This window comes from Coprococcus sp. AM100_B19A (assembly GCF_027662015.1).
Taxonomy (GTDB): domain Bacteria; phylum Bacillota; class Clostridia; order Lachnospirales; family Lachnospiraceae; genus Allocoprococcus; species Allocoprococcus comes.
In genome coordinates this window covers 71,596-97,734 of the sequence record NZ_JAQDKN010000001.1, presented here as the reverse complement: position 1 = coordinate 97,734, position 26,139 = coordinate 71,596, and the positions used below count along the sequence as shown (strand labels likewise).

The following is a 26,139-nucleotide window of genomic DNA, read 5'->3' as shown; positions in this document are numbered from 1 at the left end:
AGGAAAATAAAAATGGAATTAGTAAAAGAGCTGCCGGAGATTTTTGAAGAATTTGCAGAGCAGAGACAGAGATCTTTCCTGGTAATGAAAGAAGTAAAGGACAAAGGAATTCCGGTTGTAGGTGCGTACTGTACCTACTTCCCACAGGAAATCGCAATGGCTATGGGAGCAGTTACCGTAGGACTTTGCTCTACATCCGATGAAACGATCCCGATCGCAGAAAAGGATCTGCCGAAGAATCTGTGCCCGATGGTAAAGGCAAGTTACGGTTTTGCCGTATCTGACAAATGTCCATTCTTCTATTTCTCAGACGTGGTAGTCGGAGAGACAACCTGTGATGGAAAGAAAAAGATGTACGAACTGATGAAAGAATTCAAAAATGTCTATATCATGGAACTTCCAAACTCACAGAGAGAAGATTCCCTGGAACTGTGGACAAAAGAGATTATCCGTTTCAAAGAATATCTGGAAAAGACATTTAATGTAGAGATCACAGAAGAAAAAGTGCGCCATGCTGTTCATGTATCCAACCAGGGACGCATTGCACTGAAGAAATTCTACGAAGTTATGAAAAATGATCCGGCTCCGATGAACGGTTCCCAGCTGTTCGGCGTTCTCTATGGAAGCCAGTTCAAATTCGACAAAGAAAAGATGCCGGCAGAAATTGATGCCCTTCGTGAAAAGCTGATGAAAGAATACGAAGAAGGTGAAAAACCAGAGAGAAAGAAACGTATCCTTTTAACCGGATGTCCAAGCAGCGGTGCACCGATGAAGGTTGTAAAAGCCATCGAAGAACACGGTGGAAATGTTGTAGTCTATGAAAACTGTGGAGGTGCAAAATCTGTTGACCGTCTCATCGATGAAGATGCAGAGGACATCTACAAAGCAATTGCAGAGAGATATCTTGCAATCGGATGTTCCGTTATGACACCAGATAACAACCGTATCGAACTGATGGGAAGACTCCTTGAAGAGTATAATATCGAGGGTGTAGTAGAAATGACACTTCAGGCATGTCATACTTACAATATTGAGGCAAAGAGCATTGAGAAATTTGTTAAATCCAAAGGACTTCCGTATATCCATGTAGAGACTGATTATTCTCGGGCAGATATCGGACAGCTGGATACACGAATTGCTGCATTTTTGGAGATGATCTAGGATTTAGAATGTATCAAATTTAAAAGAATATGTCCCGGTATTCTGAAAAAGTGGATGGGATTCTAACAGATTTATGTTATAATAGGAATTAACAGGCAGGGAACAGGCATCAGTCTGTTCCCTGTGTATATTTACAGGTATATGGAGAATATGCCGGAATTTTTTCAGAGAGCAGCTAAGACTGAGGCGAAGCCTTTGAAAAAATTTTACCAGATTGAATAAAATAAGAGAGGTATTGAATATGACAATCGAAGAACGCGCAGCAAAAGCTGCAGATTTAAAAGCTGCCGGAGCATGCAACTGTTCCCAGGCAGTGGTAAAAGTATTTGAAGATAAGCTTTCATTGGACGATGAGACACTGATGAAATTAACCGCAGGCTATGCAGCTGGAATGGGATGTCTGGAAGCAACCTGCGGGGCACTCATTGGAGCTGTGATGACCGCCGGAGTCCTGACAGACGGAGCTGGAACGCCTCGTTATTCCAAAGAAATCCTTGCAAAGTTTCAGCAAAAATGCGGAGCAACGATCTGTAGGGAGTTGAAGGGCGTCGGCACAGGAAAGGTACTCTGTGAATGTCCGGAATGCGTAAGAAATGCGGTGCTTGCACTAGGAGAAGTAATGGGGATTGAATAAATAAAACGATACGAATACGGAACACATCCACATTTGTGCTATACTTAAGCTAACAAAGTGTTTAGGACATGGTTTCATAGCTTCAAGAAAGTAATGGTTTTAAAATACAGGCTGAACTGACAACAGACTAAGAAGACTATTCCAAAACCAAAGGCGCCGGCTTCCGATGCAAAGGATAAAGTTCCGGAGACGGGAGATAGCAGTTCTATGACATTGTATCTGGTTCTGATGGGGATTACAGCAATGTCAGGAGCACTGGTATTAAGAAGAAAAAGTAAATAACAAAAGGGCGTATCGGTGCGGATATCAAGAGATTTTATTTCTCCCTCTCAGGTATAATACATCTTGGAGGGGGAATTTTATAACCAGATAAGTATGATTCTAAGATTAGTCATGTTTTTAAATGTGTTCTTGTATTATGCGGAATTGATTCAGAAAAATATCATTGTCAGGACTTTGATATGGCTAAAATGGTTGATTTTCTCACTTAAACAAGCTACTATTAAAAGTAATTGTCTTAATAAAATACTCGTTTCAAAATTATCGCTTACAGTATTATACGATATGATAAAGTATCGTTGTGGTCGCATTCTGCGGAAATCATTCTATCCGAAAGGCTGAAGCTGTACAGTTTCAACCACTTCATGCTTTGCTTCAGATACTTTTTTGACATGAGGTTCTACTTCATAATTTTCCTTTCCTTTGATATTAAGTACACCTGTCATCATGTATGACAGTGACTCGTTTATGGAAGGATATAATTTCTTTCCTTTGTGTTTGGGATCCGGCACACCCAGTACGCACAATATTAAAGCAGCCTCATTCTCATTGATTCCTTTCATACCCATAATATTTTCCTCCTGTTATATATTGATTTCAAATAATATGGAAGAAAAAATTATTTTTATTTCTTTTTAAGGAATAAAAATACTATCCCGGTGGCAAGAAAAATAGCTGCTGCGATTCCGTAAAGCGAGAATTCTGAGGATTTTTCTTTGACAACTGGAGCCTTTTTTTGGATTCTTTCGTGGATTTTTCTTTTTTTTCAACAGAACGTGTTTTTTCTTGCGCTGTTTTTGTGTCAGTATCATTTTTGGATGGACGGATTTTCGTTTTTTTTTGCTCCGAAGCATCTGCCACCTGTATTTCCTGTGTATCCAATACCTGATAAAATATATGATGCTTCCGATTGCGATTTTCTTTATTTTGTGCGTGCCGATATGCGCGATGGGCGGGGGATTTATTTACAGCGTCTGGTTTCTTGTAATTGCGGCTGTGTGCCTAATTGTGCGCAGATATGGAATGAAAATGATGCATGTGATCATTTACTGGGATAATGGTATGGTTTTTTATGACAAAGATGGAAATGAAATTGTGCAGCTGCCACGGCAGGCAATTGAGCAGATGTCAGGGAATAACAGGAAAATTACAATTCCATGGAATGGCGTAGAATACAAGATTGTCAGAAACCCGTTTGATAATGAAAAAGAGGTACAGGAAATGCTTGCATTTTATGGAAAAGACAGGTAATTTACTCTAGTACAGCACAAAATCACCGGCGTGTTATGAATCATAAATACGCCGGTGAAATATTCCCTTTATTTACTCAGCAGAGAACTGATCTTTTCCCACAGAGCACAACGGACATTCAAAATCCTCCGGGACATCTTCCCATTTTGTGCCAGGTGCGATACCGCATTCCGGGTATCCCTGTTCTTCATCATATTCCCATCCGCAAACGTCACATACATATTTCATAATTTTGATCTCCTTTTAAAATAGCTTGTCATATCTAGTAATCATTCAGGGTAATTATTCAAAAATCGGTTCGAAATCGCTGGCATCATGTCCGCATACAGGACAGATGAAATCTGCCGGCAGGTCACTGCCCTCATATACATAGTTACAGATCTTGCATCTCCATCCGACGATTTTCTTATCCTGAGGTACATCATTTTTCTTTGGCTTTACATGATTCTGGTAATCTGCATAAGTAAGCGGTGGATTGTCGCTTAAAAGCTTTGCATCTACAACTTCCCCTCCTAAAATAAATATCCGATAATAATTACTAATATTATTGTATGCTATTTAGAGATAGTTATCAAGCAAATTAAAGAAATGAGCAACTATTGTTGGAAAATACCACTTATAGATACTACGGATAAAACATTTTAAATATAGAAATTAAAAATGTTAATTAAATAACAATATTATTGACGCTTGGCCAGTTAGATGTTAAGATCAAATTGTAGTTAGAAATGACAGATGCTGTAAAACAGATGTCGTTTTTTTATGTCAGAAAACGATTTGATGACCGGCCGACAATGTGATTTCCTTGATATGCATGAAATCGTTAGCAAATCTGATGATACAAAATAATCTGAGGAGGAACATGAAAATGAAATTCAAGAGACTTTTGACATCGGCACTTGCGGTTATAATGTCTGTGTCAATGTTGGCAGGATGCGGGGGAACATCGGATTCTGCAAAGAAGGAGGAAACAAAAGCAACCAGTGAGGATACCCAGGTATTGAATCTTAGTGCAAATTATTTCGGGAATAATTTCGATGTGCAGGATATGGGATGGCGCTGGATGATGGCTGCGTGTTATTCGGGACTTTATCGCAATGTTGCTGATGAATCCGGAGAGCATTTCGAATTAGAAGGTGCTGAAAAAGTAGATGTTTCAGATGACGGAACAGAATATACTTTCCATCTGAGAAAAGATGCAAAATGGTCTGACGGCGAACCGGTTACAGCACATGATTATGAATATGGATGGAAACGTCTGTTAAATCCAGAGTATGCTTATGGAAATGCATACGGCCTTTACAATGTAGTCGGTGCAAAGGAATACAATACTGGTGAAGGAACAGCTGATGATGTGCAGGCTTATGCAGAAGATGATTATACTTTCAAAGTTAAATTACTGGCAGAGGATCCGACATTTATTTCAAAACTTGTATCTACACCACTTTATCCGACCAGAGAAGATCTTGCAGAAGCAGCAGGAGATGACTGGGGAAAAGATTGGACACTGAATGTATATAATGGTCCTTTCTGTATGACAGAGCTTGTAGAAGATAACAAGATGGTTTGGACAAAGAATGAATATTACTGGAATAAAGACAATACCAAATTGGATTCCATCAACTGGTTCTTTGTAGCAGAAGGTTCTACTGCAGCAACCATGTTTGAAAATGACGAAATCGATATTCTTCAGACAACAGGTGATTATTCAAAAAAATATAAAGAAAAAGCAGCTGCAGGTGAAATTAAGATGATCGCTGCAGATTATCCGGGAACTACTTATTTGGGATACGAATTCAAAGATGGTGGAAAATCAAAACTGATGAAAAATCAGAAGATCAGAGAAGCGTTAACCTACAGCATTGACCGTGAAGAGATGATCGAAACAGCATTCGGACAGTACAAACCGGCTTACGGTCTGATTCCGCCGGCACTTAGTGTTGGAGGAGAATCTTTCCGTAAATCAGTAGAAGAACCGCTCCTGAAACCATATGAAGAATATGATGGTGACAGTGAAAAATTACAGGAATTGTTCAAAGAAGGTTTAAAAGAACTGAACATGGATACAGACCTCTCAAAGGTTACAATCACATTCCTTTCTTTTGATTCAACAGCAGAAGATGCTACCATGAGAGAGTATCTTCAGCAGACATGGCAGCAGAAACTTGGAATTACCGTTGAGCTGAATGCAATGAACGATTACACTTTATTTGCAGCAGAACAGGAAGCCGGAAATTACGATGTATATCAGAATTACTGTGCATGCGATAATGATGATCCGTATTTCCTGCTTGAAACATTCTATGCACATTCCCTTGATATGTTTGCAGGTTGCTACAACAATCCGGAATTTGATGCTGCAATTGATAAATCCAAAAAAGCAACTGATGATGAAGGACGTTTGGAAGCTTATAAAGAAGCTGAACAGATTTTGATTGATGACAGTGCATTTATTCCTGTATACTATACGACGAAGGAATATTTCCTGAAACCTTGGGTAAAAGATTTCCGCTGGTCTTCTTATGGAGCAAGCATGGAATTCTACATTACTTATATTGAAGGAAGAAATAAGTAAATCAGAGATTAAAAATAAGAACAAGGCTTTCGTAGGTACGGGAGCCTTGTTTCTGAATATGGAGAAATATTTATGCTGAAATATACCTTGCGTCGTTTTGTGGAAATGCTTTTTACACTGTTTCTGATTGCGACGGCAACATTTTTTATGTTAGAAGCGATTCCGGGGAATCCGCTGAGCGAACGCGCAGACAGAATGCCTAAGCAGGCAAGAGAGGCTCTCTATGCAAAATACGGTCTGGATCGTCCGGTGATGGAGCGTTATGTAAAGCAGATGACGAATATGATGAAAGGCGATTTTGGAGAATCCATCGTATATGCAGGTCAAACGGTCGGAAAACTCATCCGTACGAGGCTTCCCGTATCAGCAAGACTTGGATTACAGCAAATGCTTCTTGGCGTTACAGTTGGGCTTTTGCTCGGTATTTTGGCGGCAATGAAGCTGGGCACGGTGGCGGACTATCTGGTTGTCGGTCTGACGGTCTTTTTGATCTCGGTTCCGCATCTGGTATTCGGACTTCTTTTGCAAAAGATATTTGCCGGAACACTAGGGTGGTTTCCGATCATCGGGTGGCCGGAAGGAAAGGATTTATGGATAGGCGGATGGAAGTATACAGTTCTTCCGACGTTAACAGGCTGCTTTGGTTATATTGCGGTCTATGCCAGATTAATCAAAACATCGATGCTGGATGTTGTTAATCAGGAATATATTTTGACTGCGGAATCAAAAGGACTGAGTAAGGGTGCAATCATTCGAAGACATATTCTGCGGAATTCATTTATTCCTGTTATGACACAGCTTCCGCTGACGATTGCGATGTGTATTACCGGATCTTTTTTTATTGAAAATATCTTTTCGATTCCGGGAATCGGGCAGTATTATGTTACGGCAGTGAATAATCAGGATTTGCCAATCGTTCTTGGAGAAACAGTTCTGCTTGCGGTGCTGTATATTATTGTTCTGTTTCTGACTGATATTTTATATGTCGCAGTAGATCCACGGATTCAGCTGCCTGATCATAAGAAACGCTAGGAAAAGGGGGAAGAAACGTGTCTAAATTTGAAATCATCGGATATGAAGAAGGTATGGAGTTTAACGAACGTCCCACGATTTCTTACTGGCAGGATACATGGAGAAGTCTTCAGAAAAATCAGGTTGCCATGGGGGCTCTTCTGGTGCTTATTCTTCTTACGATTATGGCAATTATCGGTCCAAATCTTCGAGGGTATGATTATATCAATATGGACATTGCCCAAAAGAACAAAAGCTGCAGTGCAACGTACTGGTTTGGAACGGATCGACTGGGAAGGGATCTTTTTTCAAGAGTCTGGGCCGGTGCCAGAGTTTCGATGATCATAGCGTTAGTTGCAACTACCCTAAAGCTTTTTATGGGTACTTTTTATGGCGCGATGATGGCGCATTTTGGAGGCTGGGTAGATGATGCTCTGATGCGGATCATAGAAGTAATCGATTCTCTTCCGAGTCTGCTTTTGACGATTCTAATTATGATGGTGCTTGGAAAAAATTTATTTTCTCTGCTAGTGGCCCTCAGTATCACAGCCTGGTGTAATACTGCGAGACAGGCAAGAGGAATGATCAAGCAATTAAAGGAAGCAGAGTATGTAAGTGCTGCCGAAGCACTTGGAGCCGGTCCCCTTCGGATTATTTTGAAACATTATATCCCCAATATGCTGGGAATATTGCTGTTGGATGCTTCTACTTCTATTCCTTCCTTTATCTTTATGGAAGCAGGCTTAAGTTTCCTTGGAATTGGTCTGATCCCTCCAGAAATCAGCCTTGGAGTGCTGATATCCCAAGGACAGCAGGCTATGGATTTTTATCCGACGCAGTTGTTTTTTCCATGTGTGGTTTTGTGTATTATTGTGATGGCGTTTAATCTTTTGGGGGACGGGCTTCGGGATGCGCTTGATCCAAGACTTCGTAATTAAATGCAGGGTTCTAAGAGGAGAAATATATGAATGAGAAAAATCCAATGCTTGTAGTTGAAGATCTTCGTGTGTCCTATCATACCTATGCAGGAGAAGTAAAAGCGGTAAGAGGTGTTTCTTTTGCTATCAAAGAAGGGGAAGCACTTGCGATCGTTGGTGAGTCCGGGTGCGGAAAAACGGTTACGGCTAAAGCAATCATGGGACTTATCAAAAAGCCGCAAGGTGAGATTAAGGAAAACAGTAAAATTTTATATCGCGGAGAAAACATTCTAACCTACAATCAAAAACAGTGGCAGGCGTATAAGGGGGGAGAGTGTGCGATCATTTTCCAGGATGCTTTAGTAGCATTAAATCCAACGATGCGTGTTGGAAGGCAGATCATGGAAAATTTGATGGTTCATAAGCGCATGAATCGTAAGATGGCAGAAAAAGAAGCTGTCGAAATACTCCGAAAGGTAGGGATTCCGGAACCGGAAAAACGTGCGAAACAGTATCCGCACCAATTTTCGGGAGGTATGCGTCAGAGGGTGATGATCGCAATCGCATTTGCATGTGATCCGAAGATTCTGATCTGTGACGAACCAACGACCGCACTGGATGTGACCATTCAAAGTCAGATCCTGGATTTGATCAAAGAATTGCAAAAGGAGCACAAAACAACGGTAATTATGATTACACATGACCTGGGGATTGTGGCAAATATTGCACAGGAAATAGCGGTAATGTATGCTGGTGTAATTGTGGAAAAAGGAAGCAGCCGGGATGTTTTCTATCATCCGCGACACCCGTATACCTGGGCTTTGATTGAATCGGTACCGCATTTTAATTTGAAAAATAAAGAGGCTCTGGCATCGATTCCGGGAAATCCTCCGGATTTATTAAATCCACCAACGGGCTGTCCGTTTTCTACCAGATGTAAATATTGTATGCAGATTTGTAAAGAGAGGATGCCGGAGCGTTTCGAATTTGAAAATGGGCATACTGCAGCCTGCTGGCTTCATCATCCTCTGGCACCGAAAGTGATGATGCCGGATTATAAAAATGAATAAGTAGGAAATCTATGCCAGAAATGAAAGGGAAATATAGATGATAAAACAGGAAGAAATTAAAAAGAAAAGCAGATGTTTTGGAAGAGATATTGGAAAGATGCTATGCATCGGAGCCGGCACAGGAGTGGTTACTTTCATTTTACTGTTTCTATGTGGAACTTTATTTGGTGGAGGATTTTCAAATGGTCTGGAAATGGCAAAGAACGGTTTGTTTTTGATTGTGGCACTTTTGTTGTTTGTAGTAGCAGGAATGGTTATGGGAAAAGGAAAAAAGAAAGAACCGGAGTTTAAGGATGCCGGATGGAGAAAACACTTTTCGGTAATCGGACTGAAAACGGCGGTGATGATCCTTGGGCTTGCTTTTCTTTTGCTGGGTACGGTATTAGATTATATTCTGATAAACGATTAAAGATAAAATTTAGTTATTGATAAAAAATGCCAGGTTTTCTCCCTGCGCCGCATTTAGCGCAGGAAGAGTCTCAGCATTTTTTCTTTTATCAAACTGTATTTCTGGTAGCGGATCGGGAGATCCATCCAGGTTTTTTTGTCTACGATGCTTCTTATATGGCTGAAGCAATGGAAGTCTTCTTTTCCATGATAACAGCCCATTCCGCTTTCACCGACTCCTCCGAAAGGCATCTCGCTGGAAGCTAAATGTCCTTGAATTATGTGATATAAATCCTGATGATTATTGCTGGTATGACTTACGGCACACATATGCCACATTATTGAAAAAGAATATTAATAATTTAAAAGTAATCTCTAAATTATTAGGACATTCAACTGTAGATATGACTGAAGACGTTTATATTGACGATCAAAGAGATATAATTGATACAAGCAGCATTATGACAAAATATGTCGATTCACTATATGACAAAATTCATATGAGCGATAAAAGTGAAGAACTTGATATGTCAAAAATAAGTGATGCCTTTCTAAAAATAAGATAGTGTCCGTAAATATAATTATATAATCGTGTGTTGTATCATATGGTCTTACATGGTAACAGAACTATAGTTTTTGTTGCAAAATGCCATAAAACAAGCATTATTTTAATTTTTAATTTTTTAAATTATTTCAGATTTTCCCACAATGAAAGGGAATACTGCAAAACATATACGGTTTGCAATGTGTTTTCCAGGACATTGTTTTGTTGTTTATTGACTAGATTCGTAATTATGTATAAAATACATTTTAATGAATAATTATTCAATGTATATGTCATATCATTGCGTAACAGGCAACAAAAATCTTATAAAAGATCAAACTGTTACATATAATCTCATACAGTCTTTTACAGTACAGAAACTACACTTTCTGTTACTTAATAGCAAAAACAGGCTGTTTTCACCTCATTTATTTTGCAATTTTCTGAAATAAATGGTATAGTTGTAAAGTTAAAAAATTGTAAATATTGCTTGTATTTACGGCGTGAATCGTTATAGAATTAAGAGCAAAAGAACTAAAAACGGAGGAAAAATGAGGAAATTAGCATTAGATGATGATATTTTACTGAATATAGAGAAACCTGCCCGCTACATTGGCCATGAAGTCAATTCGGTCATGAAGGACAAAAAAGCGGTGGAAATCCGCTTTGCAATGTGTTTCCCGGAGGTATATGAGGTTGGTATGTCCCATCTGGGGATCCAGATTCTGTACGATATGTTCAATCGCCGGGAGGATACCTGGTGTGAGAGAGTATACTCTCCGTGGATCGATCTGGATAAGATCATGCGCGAAAAACATATTCCACTTTTTACCCTGGAATCTCAGGATCCGGTGAAGGAGTTTGATTTTCTTGGCATCACATTACAGTTTGAGATGTGTTACACCAATGTACTGCAGGTGCTGGATTTATCCGGTATTCCACTTCACAGTGAATACAGAACTTTAGAAGATCCATTTGTCATTGGTGGTGGACCATGTGTTTACAATACAGAGCCACTGGCTGAATTTTTCGATATGTTCTATATCGGAGAGGGCGAAGTGGTTTATGATGAACTTCTGGAAGCATACAAAAAGTGGAAGAGAGCCGGAAAAAGCCGAAAAGAATTTCTGGAAATGGCAGCAGAGATTGAGGGAATTTACGTTCCTTCTTTTTATGATGTCACTTACAAAGAAGACGGCACAATCGAATCTTTCCTGCCAAACAATCCGCATGCAAAGGAAAAAATCAAACGAGTAGTTGCAGCAGATATGAGCCAGACAACTTATCCGTTAAAGCCGGTTGTTCCGTTTATCAAGGTTACACAGGACAGAGCCGTTCTGGAAATCCAGCGTGGCTGTATCCGTGGATGTCGTTTCTGTCAGGCGGGAATGGTTTACCGTCCGACACGTCCGCGTGATATCAACATGCTCAAAGAGACGGCACGTGCAATGCTGAAAAATACGGGACATGAAGAGATCACCTTAAGTTCTTTAAGTTCCAGTGATTACAACGAACTGGAAGAGATCGTCACCTTCCTGATCGATGAGTTCCACACACAGGGCGTCAACATTTCCCTGCCGTCCCTTCGTATCGATGCATTTTCTTTGGATGTTATGAGCAAGGTGCAGGATGTGCGTAAGAGCAGTCTGACCTTCGCCCCGGAAGCCGGAACACAGAGGATGCGTAATGTAATCAACAAAGGTCTGACGGAAGACGACATTTTAAATGGTGCAGGACAGGCTTTTGAAGGTGGATGGACGAAGGTCAAGCTCTATTTCATGCTTGGACTTCCGACCGAAACCCAGGAAGATATGGAAGGAATTGCTGTTCTTGCAGATAAAGTAGCACGCCGGTATTATGAAATTCCGAAGGATCAGAGAAATGGAAAATGTCAGATCACGGCAAGTAGTTCCTTCTTTGTACCGAAACCATTTTCACCGCTTCAGTGGGCGACCATGCAGCCGATGGAAGAATATATCCGCCGTGCAGGAATTGTACAGGAAGCATTCCGCAACCAGCTGAACCGCAAGAGTCTGCGCTACAACTGGCATACCGCCGAAGTAACCGTTCTGGAAGGCGTCTTTGCCCGCGGTGACCGGAAGGTCGGAAAGGTTCTGGAAGAGGCTTACCGTCTTGGCTGTATTTACGATGCGTGGGATGAGTATTTTGATTATGATAAATGGCTGCAGGCCTTTGAAAATACAGGTGTAGACATGGATTTCTATAATCTCAGAAAGCGTGAATTAGATGAAATCTTCCCATGGGATTTCATCAATTGTGGCGTGACAAAATCTTTCCTTATAAGAGAATGGAAGAATGCAATGGAAGGGAATGTAACCCCGAACTGCCGTGCAAAATGTTCCGGCTGTGGGGCAGCAAGTTACGGAGGAGGTGTCTGCTTTGAAGGCAAGAATTAAATTTCGGAAAAATGGAGTGATGAAGTTCATCGGACACCTGGATATCATGCGGTATTTCCAGAAAGCGATTCGCCGTGCCGAGATTCCGATCGCATTTACCAGTGGTTACAGCCCGCATATGATCATGTCTTTCGCTAATCCACTTGGCGTAGGGCTTACCAGTGACGGGGAATATTTTGATATCGAATTGACCGAGTCAATCGCCAGCAAAGAAGCGGTCAGACGGCTGAATGAACAGATGGTAGACGGCATGGAGATCGTCAGCTTTGTGCAGATCCCGGATGATAAGAAAAGCAAAGGAATGTCAATCGTAGCAGGTGCCGACTATTTATCTTCGGTAAAAAATGGCAGCCTGCCGGAAGATCTTGCTGAAAAGCTGGAAGCTTTTTATGCGCAGAATGAAATCTGTGTGGTCAAAAAGACGAAAAAGAGTGAAAAAGAAGTGGACATTCGTCCGATGATCTACAAGCTGGAATGCCGGGACGGAAAGATTTATATGCGTGTGGCAGCAGGAAGTGTCCAGAACTTAAAGCCGGAGCTGGTCACAGAAGCGTTTGTCCGCTATCTTGGTATGGATGCGGAGGAAGTGACCTTTACCCACCACAGACTGGAAACTTTTGCGGAATCCGAAGACACGGAGGGCAAGATGATTCTGGTTCCACTGGATGCGCTTGGAACGGAGATTGTATAGATGGAACGAAAAGTACTCCTTACGGAATGCATGAACCGCCGGGTGCTTGCACTTTTAGAGGATGAGAAAGTAACGGAATTTCACTTTGGCAGTAGCGGAGAAAAAAAGAGCTGCCGCCTGGGTGAAATTTATGTCGGAAGAGTACGGAAAATCCTTCCGAATATCGGTGGCGCATTTGTTGAAATTGCCAATGGTGAGCAATGCTATTTTGCGCTGGATGGAAAATATACCTCGGTTTTCACCAATAAGATTGGAAAGAAGCCACTTGTGATCGGTGATGAGCTTCTGGTTCAGGTGGAGAAAGAAGCAGTGAAAACCAAGCAGCCTGTCGTGACCGGGAACTTAAATTTCACCGGGCAGTATGTAGTACTGACTTCCGGCAATCGTACCATTGGTGTATCCGGTAAAATTCACGGTGCCCGGAAAGAAGAACTGCAAAAGCTGGGACAGGACTATATAGACTGTGATTTCGGATTGATTTTCCGGACAAATTGTGTGGAAGCAGAAGAAACACAGATCCGTGCCGAAATTGACAAACTGGCAGAGAACTATCACAGAATCGTAGAATATGGCAAGATGCGGACCTGCTTCAGCTGTCTGCAAAGTGCACCGGATCCGTGCGTACAGGCACTCCGGGATATTTACAAAAAAGATTTGACGGAAATTATTGTAGAGGAAACGGTAGAAGATGGAGCTTTGTATAAAGAAGTTCAGACTTATCTGGAAACGGAAATGCCAGATGAACTTCCGCTTCTCCGTGCGTATACGGATCCGTCTTATCCACTTGTAAAATGCTATAACCTGGAAGGGGCGATCCGAGAAGCCAGACAAGAACGGGTATGGATGAAATCCGGGGCTTATCTGGTGATCCAGCCAACCGAGGCGCTGACTGTAATCGATGTCAATTCCGGAAAATGTCTGAAAAAGAATTCTCATTTTCCGGAGATCAACCGGGAGGCAGCAAGGGAAGCAGTCCGCCAGATCCGGCTCCGCAATATTTCCGGTATCATTATTATTGATTTTATCAACATGAAATCAGCAGAAGAGAAGAAAGAACTTCTTGCGTATCTGCAGCTGGAATTAAAGAAGGACCCAAATCCGGGAAATGTGATTGGAATGACGAAACTGCAGCTGGTGGAAATTACACGAAAGAAAATCCGAAAAACACTGGAGGAAAGTTTACATGGGTAAAAAAGAAGTCAAAACAAATGCAATGCGAATTTTAGACAGAAAGAAAATTTCTTATGAATATCAGACCTATGAATGCGATGAATTCACAGACGGAATTGAAACCGCCGACAAGCTGAATCTGCCTCACGAACAGGTTTACAAGACCATTGTCACAACTGGAAAAAGTGGTGAACATTATGTGTTCGTGCTCCCGATCGAAGCGGAGATTGATTTTAAGAAGGCTGCAAAAGCGGTTGGTGAAAAATCTATTGAAATGCTTCATTTAAAGGAGTTAACACCGCTTACCGGCTATGTGCGTGGTGGATGCACTTCGATCGGAATGAAAAAGCATTTTCCGACGGTCATTGATGCAAGTGCACAGCAGTTTGAAAAAGTTTATGTAAGTGCCGGAAGAATCGGTGCACAACTGACACTTGCACCGGAGGATTTGAGAAAAGCAGCGGATGCTACATTTGCAGATGTAATTCATGCATAGAAAGTTTTCAAAAAAAGAAATTCTATTAGACAAAATGCAAGATTTTCAATAGATTCCAAAAGAAAATCTTGCATTTTTCACGTCAGCGTAATAAAGTAATAACTACATAAGTGTAGAAACATCTGCACGGTGTTTCTACAGAAAATGCAGGTTTGCCATGTGCAGATCAGAATACATGAATTGAGAGATGGAGGAATACCAACAGATGATTAAGGTAGTGAAATTCGGCGGAAGCTCTCTTGCCGATGCAGTACAGATTAAAAAGGCAGGAAAGATCGTTCTTTCAGAGGAATCAAGACGTTACGTTGTACCGTCTGCTCCGGGAAAGCGTTTTTCCGACGACACCAAGGTAACAGATATGCTGTATCGTTGTTACGGCGCAGCTGTAAAAGAGAAGAAATTTACAGAATTACTCGCTGACATTCAGAAGAGATATCAGGAAATCATTGAAGGGCTTGGGATCACTCTTTCTCTTGACGAAGAATTTGCCACCATCCGTGATAATTTTGCAAAGAAGATCGGAAGAGATTATGCTGCTTCCCGTGGAGAATATTTAAACGGACGTGTAATCGCAGCTTATCTTGGATATGAGTTTATCGATGCGGCAGAAGTGATCAAGTTTGATGAAAATGGGAACTTCCTTTCAGAAGAAACTAACCAGGTACTTGCAGACAGACTTTCAAAAGTAGAGCGTGCCGTGATTCCTGGATTCTACGGAGCACGTCCGGACGGAACGATCCAGACATTTTCCCGCGGCGGATCTGATGTAACAGGATCGATCGTTGCAAGAGCCACACATGCTGATATGTATGAGAACTGGACAGACGTATCCGGATTCCTCATTGCAGATCCCCGTATCATCAAGAATCCAAAAGGAATCGAAGCAATTACTTACAAAGAGTTGCGTGAACTTTCTTATATGGGTGCCAGCGTATTACATGAAGATGCAATCTTCCCGGTTCGTAAAGAAGGAATCCCGATCAACATCCGTAATACAAACGCACCGGAAGAAAAGGGTACTCTGATCGTAGAAGGAACCTGCAGAAAGCCGAAGTATACAATTACCGGTATTGCAGGAAAGCGTGGATTTGCTTCTATTACAATTGAAAAAGCAATGATGAACTCAGAAGTCGGATTTGGTCGCAAGGTTCTTGGTGTATTTGAAGATGAAGGGATTTCTTTTGAACATATGCCGTCAGGAATTGATACTATGACTATCTTCGTCCATCAGGATGAATTTGAAGAACATGAGCAGAAAGTGCTTGCGGGCATCCACCGTGCCGTGAATCCGGATGACATCGAACTGGAATCCGATCTTGCACTGATCGCTGTTGTTGGACGTGGAATGCGCCAGACGCGCGGTACAGCCGGAAGAATTTTCTCCGCACTGGCACATGCACATGTCAATGTAAAAATGATCGACCAGGGATCCAGCGAGTTAAATATTATCATCGGTGTGAGAGAGCACGACTTTGAAGCAGCAATCAAAGCAATTTATGATATTTTTGTTAACACTCAGCTGTAAATCTTCAATTCGATCCTCAAATATGGTATAGTACAGGTGTTGGGGAAAACTCCCCTGTACAGAACATTCATACAAGAGAGGATACGAAAATGAACATATTATTTTTCCTGAAGCCAAAAGCAGAAGTGGCATTTGTATATGACTACCACACGCTCAGACAGGCAATGGAAATCATGGAGTACCACAAATACTCATCCATTCCGATGATCAACCGGGAAGGTAAATACGTTGGTACAATCACCGAAGGAGACCTGCTCTGGGGACTTAAGAAGCTGAACATCCTGAATCTGAAAGGAGCAGAAGACATTGCAATCACGAAGATTGCAAGAAGAGCAGATTACCGGCCGGTAAGTGCCGATTCCAATATGGAAGATCTGATGGAAAAAGCGATGGATCAGAACTTTGTTCCGGTCATTGATGACCAGCAGAATTTCATAGGAATTATCACAAGAAAAGACATTATCGGATATTGTTACGAAAAAATTAAAAAAATCGCAAATTAGGGGTTGACTTTGTGCAGTATGCCACTGTATAATACAGAGGTATGCCGCACAACGAGGTTATAAGTCCTGATTTGATCAGACACCGTAGTTGGCGAGTAATGATAATAGGAGGTGCCATATGTACGCAATTATAGCAACAGGTGGTAAACAGTACAAAGTAGCCGAAGGCGATATCATTAAAGTAGAAAAGCTTGGTGTGGAAGCCGGACAGTCTTATACTTTTGACCAGGTTCTCGCAGTAAGTGGTGACGAGCTTAAAGTTGGAACACCAGTAGTAGAAGGTGCAACAGTTGAAGCATCTGTAATTGGTGACGGAAAAGCTAAAAAAGTTATCGTTTACAAGTATAAGAGAAAAACAGGTTACCACAAGAAAAACGGACACAGACAGCAGTATACAGCAGTTAAGATCGAAAAGATCAACGCGTAAGAAGCTGGTGGTTATATGATACGAGTAACCATTTATAAAAATGAAAAACATCAATGTGTAGGTTTCAAAGCACATGGTCATGCAGGATTCAGTGAAGAAGGACAGGATATTGTCTGCGCAGCTGTTTCCGTACTTACGATCAATACTTTGAATGCCATTGAGAAATTTGCGGATGACCGTACAAGCCTTGTATCCGATGAATCCAAAGGACTCATTGACTATCGACTTAAAGGTAATCCGACTCGCGAGGCAAAGCTTTTGCTTGACGCGATGGTTCTTGGTCTGGAAGAGATTGCAGAAGATGAGAACTACAGAGAATATATGGATTTGACATACGAGGAGGTGTAACAACCATGATGAAATTAAACCTTCAGTTTTTCGCTCATAAAAAAGGAGTTGGTTCTACAAAGAACGGTCGTGACTCTGAATCTAAGAGACTTGGAGCAAAAAGAGCAGACGGACAGTTTGTAAAAGCTGGTAACATCCTTTACAGACAGCGCGGAACAAAGATTCATCCAGGAATCAATGTAGGTCGCGGTGGTGACGATACATTATTTGCACTGGTTGACGGTGTTGTTCGTTTTGAAAGAAAAGGAAGAGATAAGAAACAGGTTTCTATCTATCCAGTAGCTGAATAAGCAGATTTAACAGAGGCTTCAAACTTTTTGGGTTTGAAGCCTTGTTTTTAGTCATAAATAAGGAGGACATATTATGTTTGCAGACAGAGCAAAAATATATATCCGATCCGGAAAGGGCGGCGACGGTCACGTCAGCTTTCGCAGGGAATTATATGTTCCGAATGGCGGTCCGGACGGAGGCGACGGCGGTCGCGGCGGTGATGTAATCTTTGAAGTGGACAAAGGTCTTAACACACTGGTAGATTTCCGTCACAAAACAAAATATAAAGCACAGGACGGAGAGGAAGGCGGCAAAAAGCGCTGCCATGGTAAGGATGCAAAGGATCTGATCCTGAAAGTTCCTGAAGGGACAGTTATCCGTGAAGCAGAGACCAATAAAGTCATTGCCGATATGTCGGGCGAGAACCAGCGCCAGATTATCTTAAAAGGTGGTAAGGGCGGTCTTGGAAATATGCATTTTGCAACCTCTACCATGCAGGTTCCGAAGTATGCACAGCCGGGAAAGCCTGCACAGGAACTCTGGGTGAATCTGGAACTTAAGGTGATCGCAGATGTTGGGCTTGTAGGTTTCCCGAATGTTGGTAAATCCACATTCCTTTCCCGTGTAACCAATGCGCAGCCAAAGATTGCAAATTATCATTTCACAACACTCAGCCCGAACCTTGGAGTTGTAGATCTGGAAGGTGCAAAGGGATTTGTTATTGCAGATATTCCGGGACTGATTGAAGGAGCATCAGAAGGTGTCGGACTTGGACATGAATTTTTGCGTCATGTTGAACGTACCAAGATGATGATCCATGTTGTGGATGCGGCAGGTATCGAAGGACGTGATCCGGTTGAAGACATTTACAAGATCAACGCTGAGCTGGAAGCCTATAACAAAGAAATTTCCATGCGTCCACAGGTCATTGCAGCGAATAAGGTTGACCTGATCTATTCCGAAGATGAAGATCCGATCCAGAGACTGAGAGATGAGTTCGAGCCAAAAGGAATCAAGGTATTCCCGATTTCCGGTGTGACCGGAGAAGGGCTTTCTGATCTTCTTTACTATGTAAATAATGAACTTCAGAAGTTGGATGACAAGCCGATCGTATTTGAACAGGAATATTTCCCGGAAGAAGAGATCATCCACATGGATCTTCCATATACCGTGGAAAAAGAAGACGATGTATTTGTAGTAGAGGGACCGAAGATCGAAAAGATGCTTGGTTACACCAATCTGGATTCCGAGAAGGGATTTGCTTTCTTCCAGAAATTCCTGAAAGAAACCGGTATCCTTGAACAGCTTGAAAATGCAGGTGTTCAGGAAGGCGATACTATCCGTATGTACGGTCTTCAGTTTGAATATTACCGTTAGAAAAGAACATAATTTCAGAAAGGAGAAGTTTTATGACTTCCAAACAGAGAGCTTATTTAAAGAGCCTTGCGATGACAATGGATCCGATCCTTCAGATCGGTAAATCCAGCGTAACACCGGAACTTACCGCAGCTGTTGCAGAAGCGCTTGAAGCAAGAGAACTGATCAAGCTTCACGTTCTTCAGAACTGTGGAGATGATCTGCGTGGAATGCCAGAGATCCTTGCAGAGCGTACACGTTCCCAGGTGGTACAGGTTATCGGAAGAAAAATCGTTCTTTATAAAGAGGGAAAAGACGACAAGAAGAAAATCGTTCTTCCTTAATGAGTGGAGTATAGATTATGAGAATCGGTATTATGGGCGGAACATTTGATCCCATCCACAACGGGCATCTGATGCTTGGTGAATATGCATACCAGCAGTTCCATCTGGATGAAGTGTGGTATATGCCAAACGGCAATCCGCCCCATAAATCAAATCCGGAAATACGAAAAGATTTACAGGACCGTGCCGAAATGACACGCCTTGCAATTGAAGAGATCCCGTATTTCCGGCTTTGTACCTATGAAATGGATCGAAAGGAAACTTCGTACTCCTATCAGACAATGGAGTATTTTAAAGAGACTTATCCGCAGGATGAATTTTATTTTATCATCGGTGCGGATTCTCTTTTCAATCTGGAAACCTGGAAATGTCCGGAAAGACTTCTGAAAACAGCGGTCATCCTGGCAGCATATCGGGATGATGCAGGAGCGCCGAAAGAAATGCGCCGTCAGATCACATATTTGAAAGAAAAGTATGCATGTGATATCCGGCTTCTCCGTACCCCTGTGATGCCGGTTTCTTCCAGTGAGATCCGGCAGATGATCCGAGGAGGAGAGACAGAAGATCTTCCGATTCCGAAAAAGGTTGCAGATTATATAGATTTGAACAGATTATATCAGGTGAGTGAACATGACGGAAACAATACTTAAGATGCAGAAAAAAGTAAAACGGTACCTGGATAAAGACCGTTATGATCATACGATCGGTGTGATGCATACGGCAGGCTGCCTTGCCATGCGTTATGGTGCCAATCTGGAGCAGGCTTTGACGGCAGGACTTTTACATGACTGTGCAAAATGTGTGCCGGCAGATGAAAAGATTAAGCTCTGCGAGAAAAATCATATCGAAATTTCCGATGCAGAGTACAAAAATCCGGGACTTCTGCACGCAAAGCTGGGCGCATTTTTTGCCCAGAAAAAATATGGAATAGAAAATGAAGAGATTCTACGATCGATCGAGTCTCATACAACCGGTCGTCCGAATATGTCTCTGCTTGATAAGATCATTTATATCGCAGATTATATTGAGCCTGGAAGAGATGTTGCACCAAATCTTCCGGAAGTACGTGCGCTTGCATTTGTAGATATCGATGCATGTCTTTACCGTATTCTGGAAGATACACTTGCATATCTTGCCGAAAAAGGTGCAACGTTAGATCCTGCGACAGAAGAGACATTTTTATATTATAAAAACCTGAAAAACAGTGATTCCGAAAAGGAGGACAAAAACTGATGCAGACAATCGAGCAGTCAAAAGAGATGGCAAAACTTGCCTGCGAAGCACTCGCTGACAAAAAAGGCGAAGATATCCGTGTAATTGACATTGCAGGAATCTCTGTGCTTGCAGATTATTTTATTATTGCAAACGGAACCAATGAGAGCCAGGTAAGAGCTCTTGTCGATAATGTCGAAGAAGAACTTGCAAAAGCAGGATATGAAGTCAACCAGCGTGAAGGCTATGGACTCGGAAGCTGGGTGCTTCTTGACTTTGGCGACATTATCGTTCATGTATTTGACAGAGAAAACCGTGTTTTCTATGATCTGGAAAGAATCTGGAGAGACGGAAAACAGGTTGATCCGGAAGAATTATAAAAGAATTCAAAATGAGAATGTGCTTCGGCACATTCTTTTTTTAATGTAAAAAGCAGGGCATGCGCCCTGCTTTTCTGATACAATTATTCAAGATATATAAGCTTATTCACAAAGTCTTGAGAATGCATCCGCAACAAACTGAACTTTAGTTCCAACAATAACCTGTACAGAAGTTTTTCCAGGTCTAATAACACCTGCAACACCTGCAGATTTGATCACTTTGTCGTTAACTGCAGTCATATCTTTTACTTCCAGTCTCAGTCTTGTTACACAGTTGTCGATGCTTGCAATGTTTTCCTTTCCGCCGCAACCTTCAAGAATCTTTGCTGCGATAGCTGTGAAGTCATCACTTGCCAGTTCTACATTTTTTTCTGCTTCCAGATCATCATCATCTTCTCTACCTGGTGTCTTCAGATCAAATTTCTTGATCGCGAAGAGGAATACGAAATAGAAAACTAAGAATGCTGCGATTCCAAGCGGAATAATAAGCCATGTCTTAGCTGCTGCCGGAAGAGAAGCAGAGAAGAATAAGTCCATCGCACCTGCTGAGAATGAGAATCCTGCACGGAATCCAAGAGCAACCGTGATCATTGTGAAGATACCGTAAAGTGCTGCATAAATTACATAAAGTACCGGTGCAAGGAACATGAATCCGAATTCGAACGGTTCAGTTACACCACAGATGAATGCACAAATAGCTGCAGAAGCTACAAGTCCGATTGCAACTTTCTTTTTCGCCGGTTTTGCACATTTTACCATAGCAAGAGCTGCACCAGGGATACCAAACATCATACATGGGAAGAATCCTGACATGTACATTCCAAGACTCCATGATACGTCTGCAGATGTTTCACCGGCCCAGAAGTGCTGTAAGTCACCAAGACCGATGGTATCAAACCAGAATACGTTGTTCAGTGCGTGATGTAATCCGGTAGGGATCAGCAGTCGGTTGAGGAATGCATAGATACCGGCTCCTACAACATCCAGACCAACAATACCTTTTCCAAGAGCAACAAGTGCACCGAAAAGTAATGGCCATACGAATAATAAAACAACAGATGCAAGAATAGAAACAACTCCTGCAATAATTGCTACACAGCGTTTTCCACTGAAGAAAGCCAACCAGTCCGGAAGCTTTGTGTTTTTGAATCTGTTGTAGCACATTGATCCGATGATACCTGCAAGAATACCGATAAACGGGTTTGCGATTTTGTCGAAGGCAAGTGTCTTTGTTGCACTGTCTGCGATAGAAGGCATGATCGTTGTAACAAATCCTGTTGAAAGAAGTGTTGTCATCATAAGCCATGAAGCAAGAGCAGCGATACCACCTGTACCATCATTTTTTTCAGACATACCGACACCGACACCGATTGCAAAAAGAATTGCCATGTTGTCGATCAAAGCTCCACCTGCTTTTACTAAAAACAGACCGATCAGATTTGCTGCACCCTGGATGTCTCCACCCTGCATCGCAGCCGGACATAACCTGTATCCAATACCCATGAGGATACCACAGATCGGAAGAATAGCTACCGGGAGCATTAACGCTTTACCAAGTTTTTGTAAGAATTTCATGTTTTTCCTCCTTAGAAATAAAATAAAAGTATACACTAAACTGGACCATTCCAGTTAGCTTCGATTGAAAAAGCACAGATCCTAGGATAATTTAAGCACAGCATCCTCCAGTGTGACTTCGCCTTTCTTCTGAAGGGCTATTTTTCCATAAGTATCTGTATTACAGATGAGTACCGGAGTAATGGTATTTAATCCGGCTGCCTGGATCTTATCCAGATCAACTTCCATCAGGAGATCTCCCTGTTTTATCTTGTCACCTGCAACAACATGAGGGATAAAAGGTTCTCCTTTCAGTGTAACAGTATCAAGACCGATATGGATCAGAATCTCTGTTCCCTGGGTGCTTGTCATAGTAACGGCGTGAAGAGTATCAAATACCATACTCACTTCCCCATCTGCCGGTGCATAGACCCTTCCCTCGGAAGGAATGACTGCAAATCCGTCTCCTAATATTTTATCCGCAAAAGTCGAATCCGGAACTTCTGTGATCGGTACGACTTTTCCGTTACACGGGGAGTGGAGTAGATTCCCCTTATTTTTTCCTTTAAATAAACCTAACATGTGATCTCCTTTCCATCTACATAGACGCTTACTATATTCAAATCTTTATCTAAAAGCACAAAATCTGCTTTCTTACCAGCGGAGATACTTCCGACCTCATGGAAAATTCCGATTTCTTTTGCCGGATTTTCAGATGCGCACATGACTGCTGTTTCAAACGGAAGGCCGACTTTCTTAACCACAAAACGCACACAGTCCATAAGATTCGTAGCAGAACCAGCAATTGTTCCATCATGCAGGGTAGCAAGATTGCCTTTTACCTTTACCGGCTGTCCGCCAAGGGTGTAATCTCCATCATTCAGACCAGTTGCTCGCATACTGTCACTGATCAGGATCATACGCTTCGCACCAAACATGGCAAAGGTTGCGCGGATCACAGACGGATGAATATGTACACCGTCGCAGATCAGCTCTGCATGGCATGTTTCAGAATCCCTGACTGCACCGATCACGCCCGGATTTCTATGATTCAATGGTGGCATTGCATTGTACAAATGGGTTGCGTGGGAAGCACCACGCTGAATGGCTTCTTTTGCAGTATCATAATCCGATGCGGTATGCGCAAGGGATATAACCACCTCATCCTTTGCTTTCTCGATAAATTCCATGGCTCCCGGTTCTTCCGGTGCAAGATCCACCAGTTTGATCAGTCCCTTTGCCGCTTTTTGAAGCCGGCAGAAATATTCATAATCACAATGCAGGATATTTTCTTCTGCCTGGGCACCTTTTTTGGAAGCACTGATAAATGGTCCTTCCATATTGATACCGACCAGGTGTGCACCGCCATTGTAGGCGTAATCACCTGCATTTTTCATGACATTTAAAAGCTCGTCTTTAGCAATTGTCATGGTAGCCGGACAGACAGAAGTCACACCGATGGACGCTTCATATCTCGTAATGATATCCAGTGCTTCTTTTGTACCGTCGCACATGTCTGCTCCCATGCATCCGTGAAAATGAATGTCCACAAGTCCCGGAATCATATAAAGTCCCTGGGCATCCACGATCTGGGCATCCTGTTCCGAAAAATCCGAAAAACTTACAAATCTGCCATTTTCTACAACTGCATTCCCGTTCACAAAAGTATGATCTTCTGTATAAATTAACGCATTTTTAATGATCATTTTCAAAGCCTCCGTTCCTTGCAGACATGATTATAAAGGAAGTTTGCTAAGTGCAGCTTCGTCAGCTACCAAAGTCACATCATTGTGCAGCTGTAAAACAGAAGCAGGAACCTTCGGTGTGATCGGACCAAAGAAAGCATCTCTTACGATTTCTGCTTTATCTTCGCCACTTGCAACGATCAGGATTTTCTTTGCCTGCATGATCGTCTTGATTCCCATTGTATAAGTCTGTTTCGGAACATCGTCAGCTGAAGCAAAGAAACGTTTGTTTGCTTCGATGGTAGACTGAGTCAGATTTACACAATGAACCTGCTTGTCAAAAGCTTCCCCCGGTTCGTTGAATCCGATATGACCGTTATGACCGATTCCGAGAAGCTGAAGATCTACGCCGCCTAAAGACTGAATCAGATTGGTATATTCCTGGCATTCTTTTTGAGAATCCGGTTCCATTCCGTTTGGAAGGTGTGTATTCTCAGCTGGAATATTCACATGATCAAATAGGTTCTGATGCATGAAATAGTAGTAGCTCTGATCGTTGTCACGGCTAAGTCCTTTATATTCATCAAGGTTTACCGTCATAACTTCTGAGAAATCAAGATCACCTTTGTTATACCATTCCACCAACTGCTTATAAAGACCGATCGGAGTAGATCCGGTTGCAAGCCCCAGAACACAATTTGGTTTCATAATAACCTGTGCAGAAACAATATTGGCAGCCTTGCGGCTCATGTCTACGTAATCTTTTGCTTTGTAAATTCTCATTTTTATCCTCTCTCCATTCCATAAATATTAAACGCCACGATTCTTTACACAATTTGCATATATCACAGCAAGTTGTATTAGTACATATACACATCCTAACCAATGCGCACACTTCTGCCTACAAAAAATTTAGCGTTTTACCGAATTACATTGAAATTGGTGAATATTCTTCTAGTTAAATTCATGATATTATTATAACAAAAAAATCAAGATTACCCATGTAAAAAACTACGTGAAGTATATAAAAAACAACAAAAACAACAAATATACATAAAAATGTTATCCTTGCTTTTCATATCTTATGGGGATATTGCTGGACAATCTTTGTTTCTAACGGTTTTAAGGATTTCTACTCATTTTTGTTTCCAGGAAAAAGCTGTTTTTATAAACTTCTGATTGAATAAAATCCATTTCCGAAGCAAGGACAGAAAGGGTCTGTTCTACGATCTGGAAAGAATCTGGAGCGATGGCAAACAGGTGGATCCGGAGGATCTGTAAATATATTTTCTGATGTTTTGGAGACTGATACTGGTGATCCGATGCTTTCTGTGTTATAATATATAAGTTATCAGGGAACTTGATTCTGAATCATGGAGGCACAAAGTATGGAACCCATGTATTTGTCAATCCAGCCGAAAAAGACTGGAGAACACATAAGAAAGCTACTCTTGGAACAAGGATATACAATTCGGGAAATCCAGGGAGCTTTTGGATTTGAAAATCCGCAGGCCATTTATAAATGGCTTTCCGGCAAATCGTTACCCAGTATAGACAATTTCATTATTTTAAGTAGATTATTACATACTTCGATTGAAGATATCCTCGTCATTGACGGGGATATTTCTTATTACATAGGAAATTTCATTTCCTATGTAATAAAAGCCTCCGGCAGGATGCGTACTGCGGCGTATAATGAAGATGTCGCAAGCGACCGCCACAGGCGCTAGAATGTGCTTCGCACATTCTTTGTTCTTTCTGTGGAGTTTTAAACTGTTGGTTGAATGACAAACTGCTATCATATAATTATAATTAAATCAGAAGTTGAGGAACAGATATTATTTATATGGTGTTCGAGAATTGCGGGAATTGCATAGCAATGGAGCAATCCGGTTACATCATTTATATTGTAAGCAAGAGAACAGTATGGGA

The 26,139-nt window shown here is 41.6% G+C and carries 32 protein-coding genes and 1 pseudogene; 24 read left to right on the top strand and 9 right to left on the bottom strand.

Translation table 11 applies throughout. The features are described 5' to 3' along the window. Positions 1-12 precede the first annotated feature (12 nt). The 3 genes from PGQ33_RS00470 to PGQ33_RS17110 all read left to right on the top strand — a co-directional run bounded on the left by PGQ33_RS00470 (position 13) and on the right by PGQ33_RS17110 (position 2,077). On the top strand, positions 13-1,161 hold the full coding sequence (locus tag PGQ33_RS00470; protein ID WP_270205040.1) for a double-cubane-cluster-containing anaerobic reductase: 1,149 nt from the start codon (positions 13-15) through the stop codon (positions 1,159-1,161). Positions 1,162-1,402: 241 nt separating this feature from the next. Further along, positions 1,403-1,795: a C-GCAxxG-C-C family protein gene (locus tag PGQ33_RS00465; RefSeq protein ID WP_022220600.1), complete on the top strand. Its 393-nt coding sequence runs from the start codon at positions 1,403-1,405 to the stop codon at positions 1,793-1,795. 138 nt (positions 1,796-1,933) lie between these two features. Beyond that, positions 1,934-2,077: a sortase B protein-sorting domain-containing protein gene (locus PGQ33_RS17110; RefSeq protein WP_442872433.1), complete on the top strand. Its 144-nt coding sequence runs from the start codon at positions 1,934-1,936 to the stop codon at positions 2,075-2,077. Between the two features lie 323 nt (positions 2,078-2,400). On the opposite strand, the gene PGQ33_RS00460 is transcribed toward PGQ33_RS17110, so the two are convergent. Both PGQ33_RS00460 and PGQ33_RS00455 read right to left on the bottom strand, forming a co-directional pair. Continuing rightward, positions 2,401-2,643, bottom strand: a complete 243-nt coding sequence (locus PGQ33_RS00460) for a hypothetical protein (RefSeq protein ID WP_270205039.1) — start codon at positions 2,641-2,643, stop codon at positions 2,401-2,403. 82 nt (positions 2,644-2,725) lie between these two features. Further along, the gene (locus PGQ33_RS00455; RefSeq protein ID WP_270205038.1) at positions 2,726-2,935 is read right to left on the bottom strand and encodes a hypothetical protein; all 210 of its coding nucleotides are present in this window, start codon (positions 2,933-2,935) and stop codon (positions 2,726-2,728) included. A gap of 162 nt (positions 2,936-3,097) precedes the next feature. Between PGQ33_RS00455 and PGQ33_RS00450 the strand changes: the two genes are divergently transcribed. Beyond that, the gene (locus PGQ33_RS00450) at positions 3,098-3,325 is read left to right on the top strand and encodes a hypothetical protein (RefSeq protein WP_270205037.1); all 228 of its coding nucleotides are present in this window, start codon (positions 3,098-3,100) and stop codon (positions 3,323-3,325) included. 72 nt (positions 3,326-3,397) lie between these two features. On the opposite strand, the gene PGQ33_RS00445 is transcribed toward PGQ33_RS00450, so the two are convergent. Together PGQ33_RS00445 and PGQ33_RS16920 are read right to left on the bottom strand one after the other, a co-directional pair. After that, positions 3,398-3,553: a rubredoxin gene (locus PGQ33_RS00445; protein WP_270205036.1), complete on the bottom strand. Its 156-nt coding sequence runs from the start codon at positions 3,551-3,553 to the stop codon at positions 3,398-3,400. Positions 3,554-3,607: 54 nt separating this feature from the next. Continuing rightward, complete coding sequence (locus tag PGQ33_RS16920; RefSeq protein WP_334294845.1) at positions 3,608-3,706, bottom strand: rubredoxin-like domain-containing protein; 99 nt, start codon at positions 3,704-3,706, stop codon at positions 3,608-3,610. A gap of 487 nt (positions 3,707-4,193) precedes the next feature. On the opposite strand from PGQ33_RS16920, the gene PGQ33_RS00435 reads away from it, so the two are divergent. From PGQ33_RS00435 to PGQ33_RS00415, 5 genes are all read left to right on the top strand, one after another. Then, positions 4,194-5,900, top strand: coding sequence for a peptide ABC transporter substrate-binding protein (locus PGQ33_RS00435; protein ID WP_182451008.1), 1,707 nt, complete (start codon positions 4,194-4,196; stop codon positions 5,898-5,900). 72 nt (positions 5,901-5,972) lie between these two features. Continuing rightward, the gene (locus PGQ33_RS00430) at positions 5,973-6,932 is read left to right on the top strand and encodes an ABC transporter permease (RefSeq protein ID WP_270205035.1); all 960 of its coding nucleotides are present in this window, start codon (positions 5,973-5,975) and stop codon (positions 6,930-6,932) included. Positions 6,933-6,949: 17 nt separating this feature from the next. After that, on the top strand, positions 6,950-7,849 hold the full coding sequence (locus PGQ33_RS00425; protein ID WP_270205034.1) for an ABC transporter permease: 900 nt from the start codon (positions 6,950-6,952) through the stop codon (positions 7,847-7,849). A gap of 26 nt (positions 7,850-7,875) precedes the next feature. Beyond that, positions 7,876-8,898 carry an ABC transporter ATP-binding protein gene (locus tag PGQ33_RS00420; RefSeq protein ID WP_118218881.1) on the top strand — a complete coding sequence of 341 codons (1,023 nt, stop codon included), beginning with the start codon at positions 7,876-7,878 and terminating at the stop codon, positions 8,896-8,898. 37 nt (positions 8,899-8,935) lie between these two features. Then, positions 8,936-9,307: a hypothetical protein gene (locus tag PGQ33_RS00415; protein ID WP_270205033.1), complete on the top strand. Its 372-nt coding sequence runs from the start codon at positions 8,936-8,938 to the stop codon at positions 9,305-9,307. Between the two features lie 53 nt (positions 9,308-9,360). On the opposite strand, the pseudogene PGQ33_RS16915 reads toward PGQ33_RS00415, so the two are convergent. Beyond that, positions 9,361-9,555, bottom strand: a pseudogene (locus PGQ33_RS16915) (aldehyde dehydrogenase family protein); the annotation flags it as partial. Between the two features lie 825 nt (positions 9,556-10,380). Between PGQ33_RS16915 and PGQ33_RS00400 the strand changes: the two are divergent. The 14 genes from PGQ33_RS00400 (at position 10,381) to rsfS (ending at position 20,968) form a co-directional block, all read left to right on the top strand. Next, entirely contained in the window at positions 10,381-12,246 is a 1,866-nt protein-coding gene (locus tag PGQ33_RS00400; protein WP_270205032.1) for a TIGR03960 family B12-binding radical SAM protein, read from the top strand. Further along, positions 12,230-12,937, top strand: coding sequence for a TIGR03936 family radical SAM-associated protein (locus PGQ33_RS00395; protein WP_055157215.1), 708 nt, complete (start codon positions 12,230-12,232; stop codon positions 12,935-12,937). The genes PGQ33_RS00400 and PGQ33_RS00395 overlap by 17 nt, the downstream gene beginning before the upstream one ends. Further along, positions 12,938-14,128 carry a ribonuclease E/G gene (locus PGQ33_RS00390; protein WP_270205031.1) on the top strand — a complete coding sequence of 397 codons (1,191 nt, stop codon included), beginning with the start codon at positions 12,938-12,940 and terminating at the stop codon, positions 14,126-14,128. Then, positions 14,121-14,603: a Cys-tRNA(Pro) deacylase gene (ybaK, locus tag PGQ33_RS00385; RefSeq protein WP_008370496.1), complete on the top strand. Its 483-nt coding sequence runs from the start codon at positions 14,121-14,123 to the stop codon at positions 14,601-14,603. Before PGQ33_RS00390 ends, ybaK begins: the two co-directional genes overlap by 8 nt. A gap of 205 nt (positions 14,604-14,808) precedes the next feature. Continuing rightward, positions 14,809-16,128 (top strand): aspartate kinase, encoded by a 1,320-nt coding sequence (locus PGQ33_RS00380; RefSeq protein ID WP_055157219.1) that lies wholly within the window; start codon positions 14,809-14,811, stop codon positions 16,126-16,128. Between the two features lie 89 nt (positions 16,129-16,217). Next, positions 16,218-16,631 (top strand): CBS domain-containing protein, encoded by a 414-nt coding sequence (locus PGQ33_RS00375; RefSeq protein ID WP_270205030.1) that lies wholly within the window; start codon positions 16,218-16,220, stop codon positions 16,629-16,631. 118 nt (positions 16,632-16,749) lie between these two features. After that, complete coding sequence (gene rplU, locus PGQ33_RS00370) at positions 16,750-17,058, top strand: 50S ribosomal protein L21 (RefSeq protein WP_008370484.1); 309 nt, start codon at positions 16,750-16,752, stop codon at positions 17,056-17,058. A 15-nt stretch (positions 17,059-17,073) separates the two neighbouring features. After that, positions 17,074-17,406 (top strand): ribosomal-processing cysteine protease Prp, encoded by a 333-nt coding sequence (locus tag PGQ33_RS00365; protein WP_008370483.1) that lies wholly within the window; start codon positions 17,074-17,076, stop codon positions 17,404-17,406. Positions 17,407-17,411: 5 nt separating this feature from the next. Continuing rightward, the gene (gene rpmA / locus PGQ33_RS00360; protein WP_008370482.1) at positions 17,412-17,696 is read left to right on the top strand and encodes a 50S ribosomal protein L27; all 285 of its coding nucleotides are present in this window, start codon (positions 17,412-17,414) and stop codon (positions 17,694-17,696) included. 73 nt (positions 17,697-17,769) lie between these two features. Beyond that, on the top strand, positions 17,770-19,053 hold the full coding sequence (obgE, locus tag PGQ33_RS00355) for a GTPase ObgE (RefSeq protein ID WP_055248620.1): 1,284 nt from the start codon (positions 17,770-17,772) through the stop codon (positions 19,051-19,053). A gap of 32 nt (positions 19,054-19,085) precedes the next feature. Further along, positions 19,086-19,376 carry a ribosome assembly RNA-binding protein YhbY gene (yhbY, locus tag PGQ33_RS00350; RefSeq protein WP_270205029.1) on the top strand — a complete coding sequence of 97 codons (291 nt, stop codon included), beginning with the start codon at positions 19,086-19,088 and terminating at the stop codon, positions 19,374-19,376. 17 nt (positions 19,377-19,393) lie between these two features. After that, entirely contained in the window at positions 19,394-20,026 is a 633-nt protein-coding gene (nadD, locus tag PGQ33_RS00345) for a nicotinate-nucleotide adenylyltransferase (RefSeq protein ID WP_022221033.1), read from the top strand. Next, complete coding sequence (yqeK, locus tag PGQ33_RS00340; protein ID WP_270205028.1) at positions 20,007-20,609, top strand: bis(5'-nucleosyl)-tetraphosphatase (symmetrical) YqeK; 603 nt, start codon at positions 20,007-20,009, stop codon at positions 20,607-20,609. Before nadD ends, yqeK begins: the two co-directional genes overlap by 20 nt. 8 nt (positions 20,610-20,617) lie before the next feature. Then, positions 20,618-20,968: a ribosome silencing factor gene (gene rsfS, locus PGQ33_RS00335; protein WP_270205169.1), complete on the top strand. Its 351-nt coding sequence runs from the start codon at positions 20,618-20,620 to the stop codon at positions 20,966-20,968. 102 nt (positions 20,969-21,070) lie between these two features. Here the strand turns inward: rsfS and PGQ33_RS00330 are convergent, their stop codons facing one another. From PGQ33_RS00330 to nagB, 4 genes are all read right to left on the bottom strand, one after another. Further along, a complete protein-coding gene (locus PGQ33_RS00330; protein WP_270205027.1) occupies positions 21,071-22,543 on the bottom strand; it encodes a PTS transporter subunit EIIC in 1,473 nt (490 codons plus the stop codon). 81 nt (positions 22,544-22,624) lie between these two features. Continuing rightward, positions 22,625-23,104, bottom strand: a complete 480-nt coding sequence (locus PGQ33_RS00325) for a PTS sugar transporter subunit IIA (protein WP_270205026.1) — start codon at positions 23,102-23,104, stop codon at positions 22,625-22,627. Then, positions 23,098-24,228 (bottom strand): N-acetylglucosamine-6-phosphate deacetylase, encoded by a 1,131-nt coding sequence (gene nagA, locus PGQ33_RS00320; protein ID WP_270205025.1) that lies wholly within the window; start codon positions 24,226-24,228, stop codon positions 23,098-23,100. The genes PGQ33_RS00325 and nagA overlap by 7 nt, the downstream gene beginning before the upstream one ends. 30 nt (positions 24,229-24,258) lie before the next feature. Continuing rightward, a complete protein-coding gene (gene nagB / locus PGQ33_RS00315) occupies positions 24,259-24,990 on the bottom strand; it encodes a glucosamine-6-phosphate deaminase (protein ID WP_270205024.1) in 732 nt (243 codons plus the stop codon). A gap of 605 nt (positions 24,991-25,595) precedes the next feature. On the opposite strand from nagB, the gene PGQ33_RS00310 reads away from it, so the two are divergent. Beyond that, complete coding sequence (locus PGQ33_RS00310) at positions 25,596-25,937, top strand: helix-turn-helix domain-containing protein (RefSeq protein ID WP_117823668.1); 342 nt, start codon at positions 25,596-25,598, stop codon at positions 25,935-25,937. Positions 25,938-26,139 lie beyond the last annotated feature (202 nt).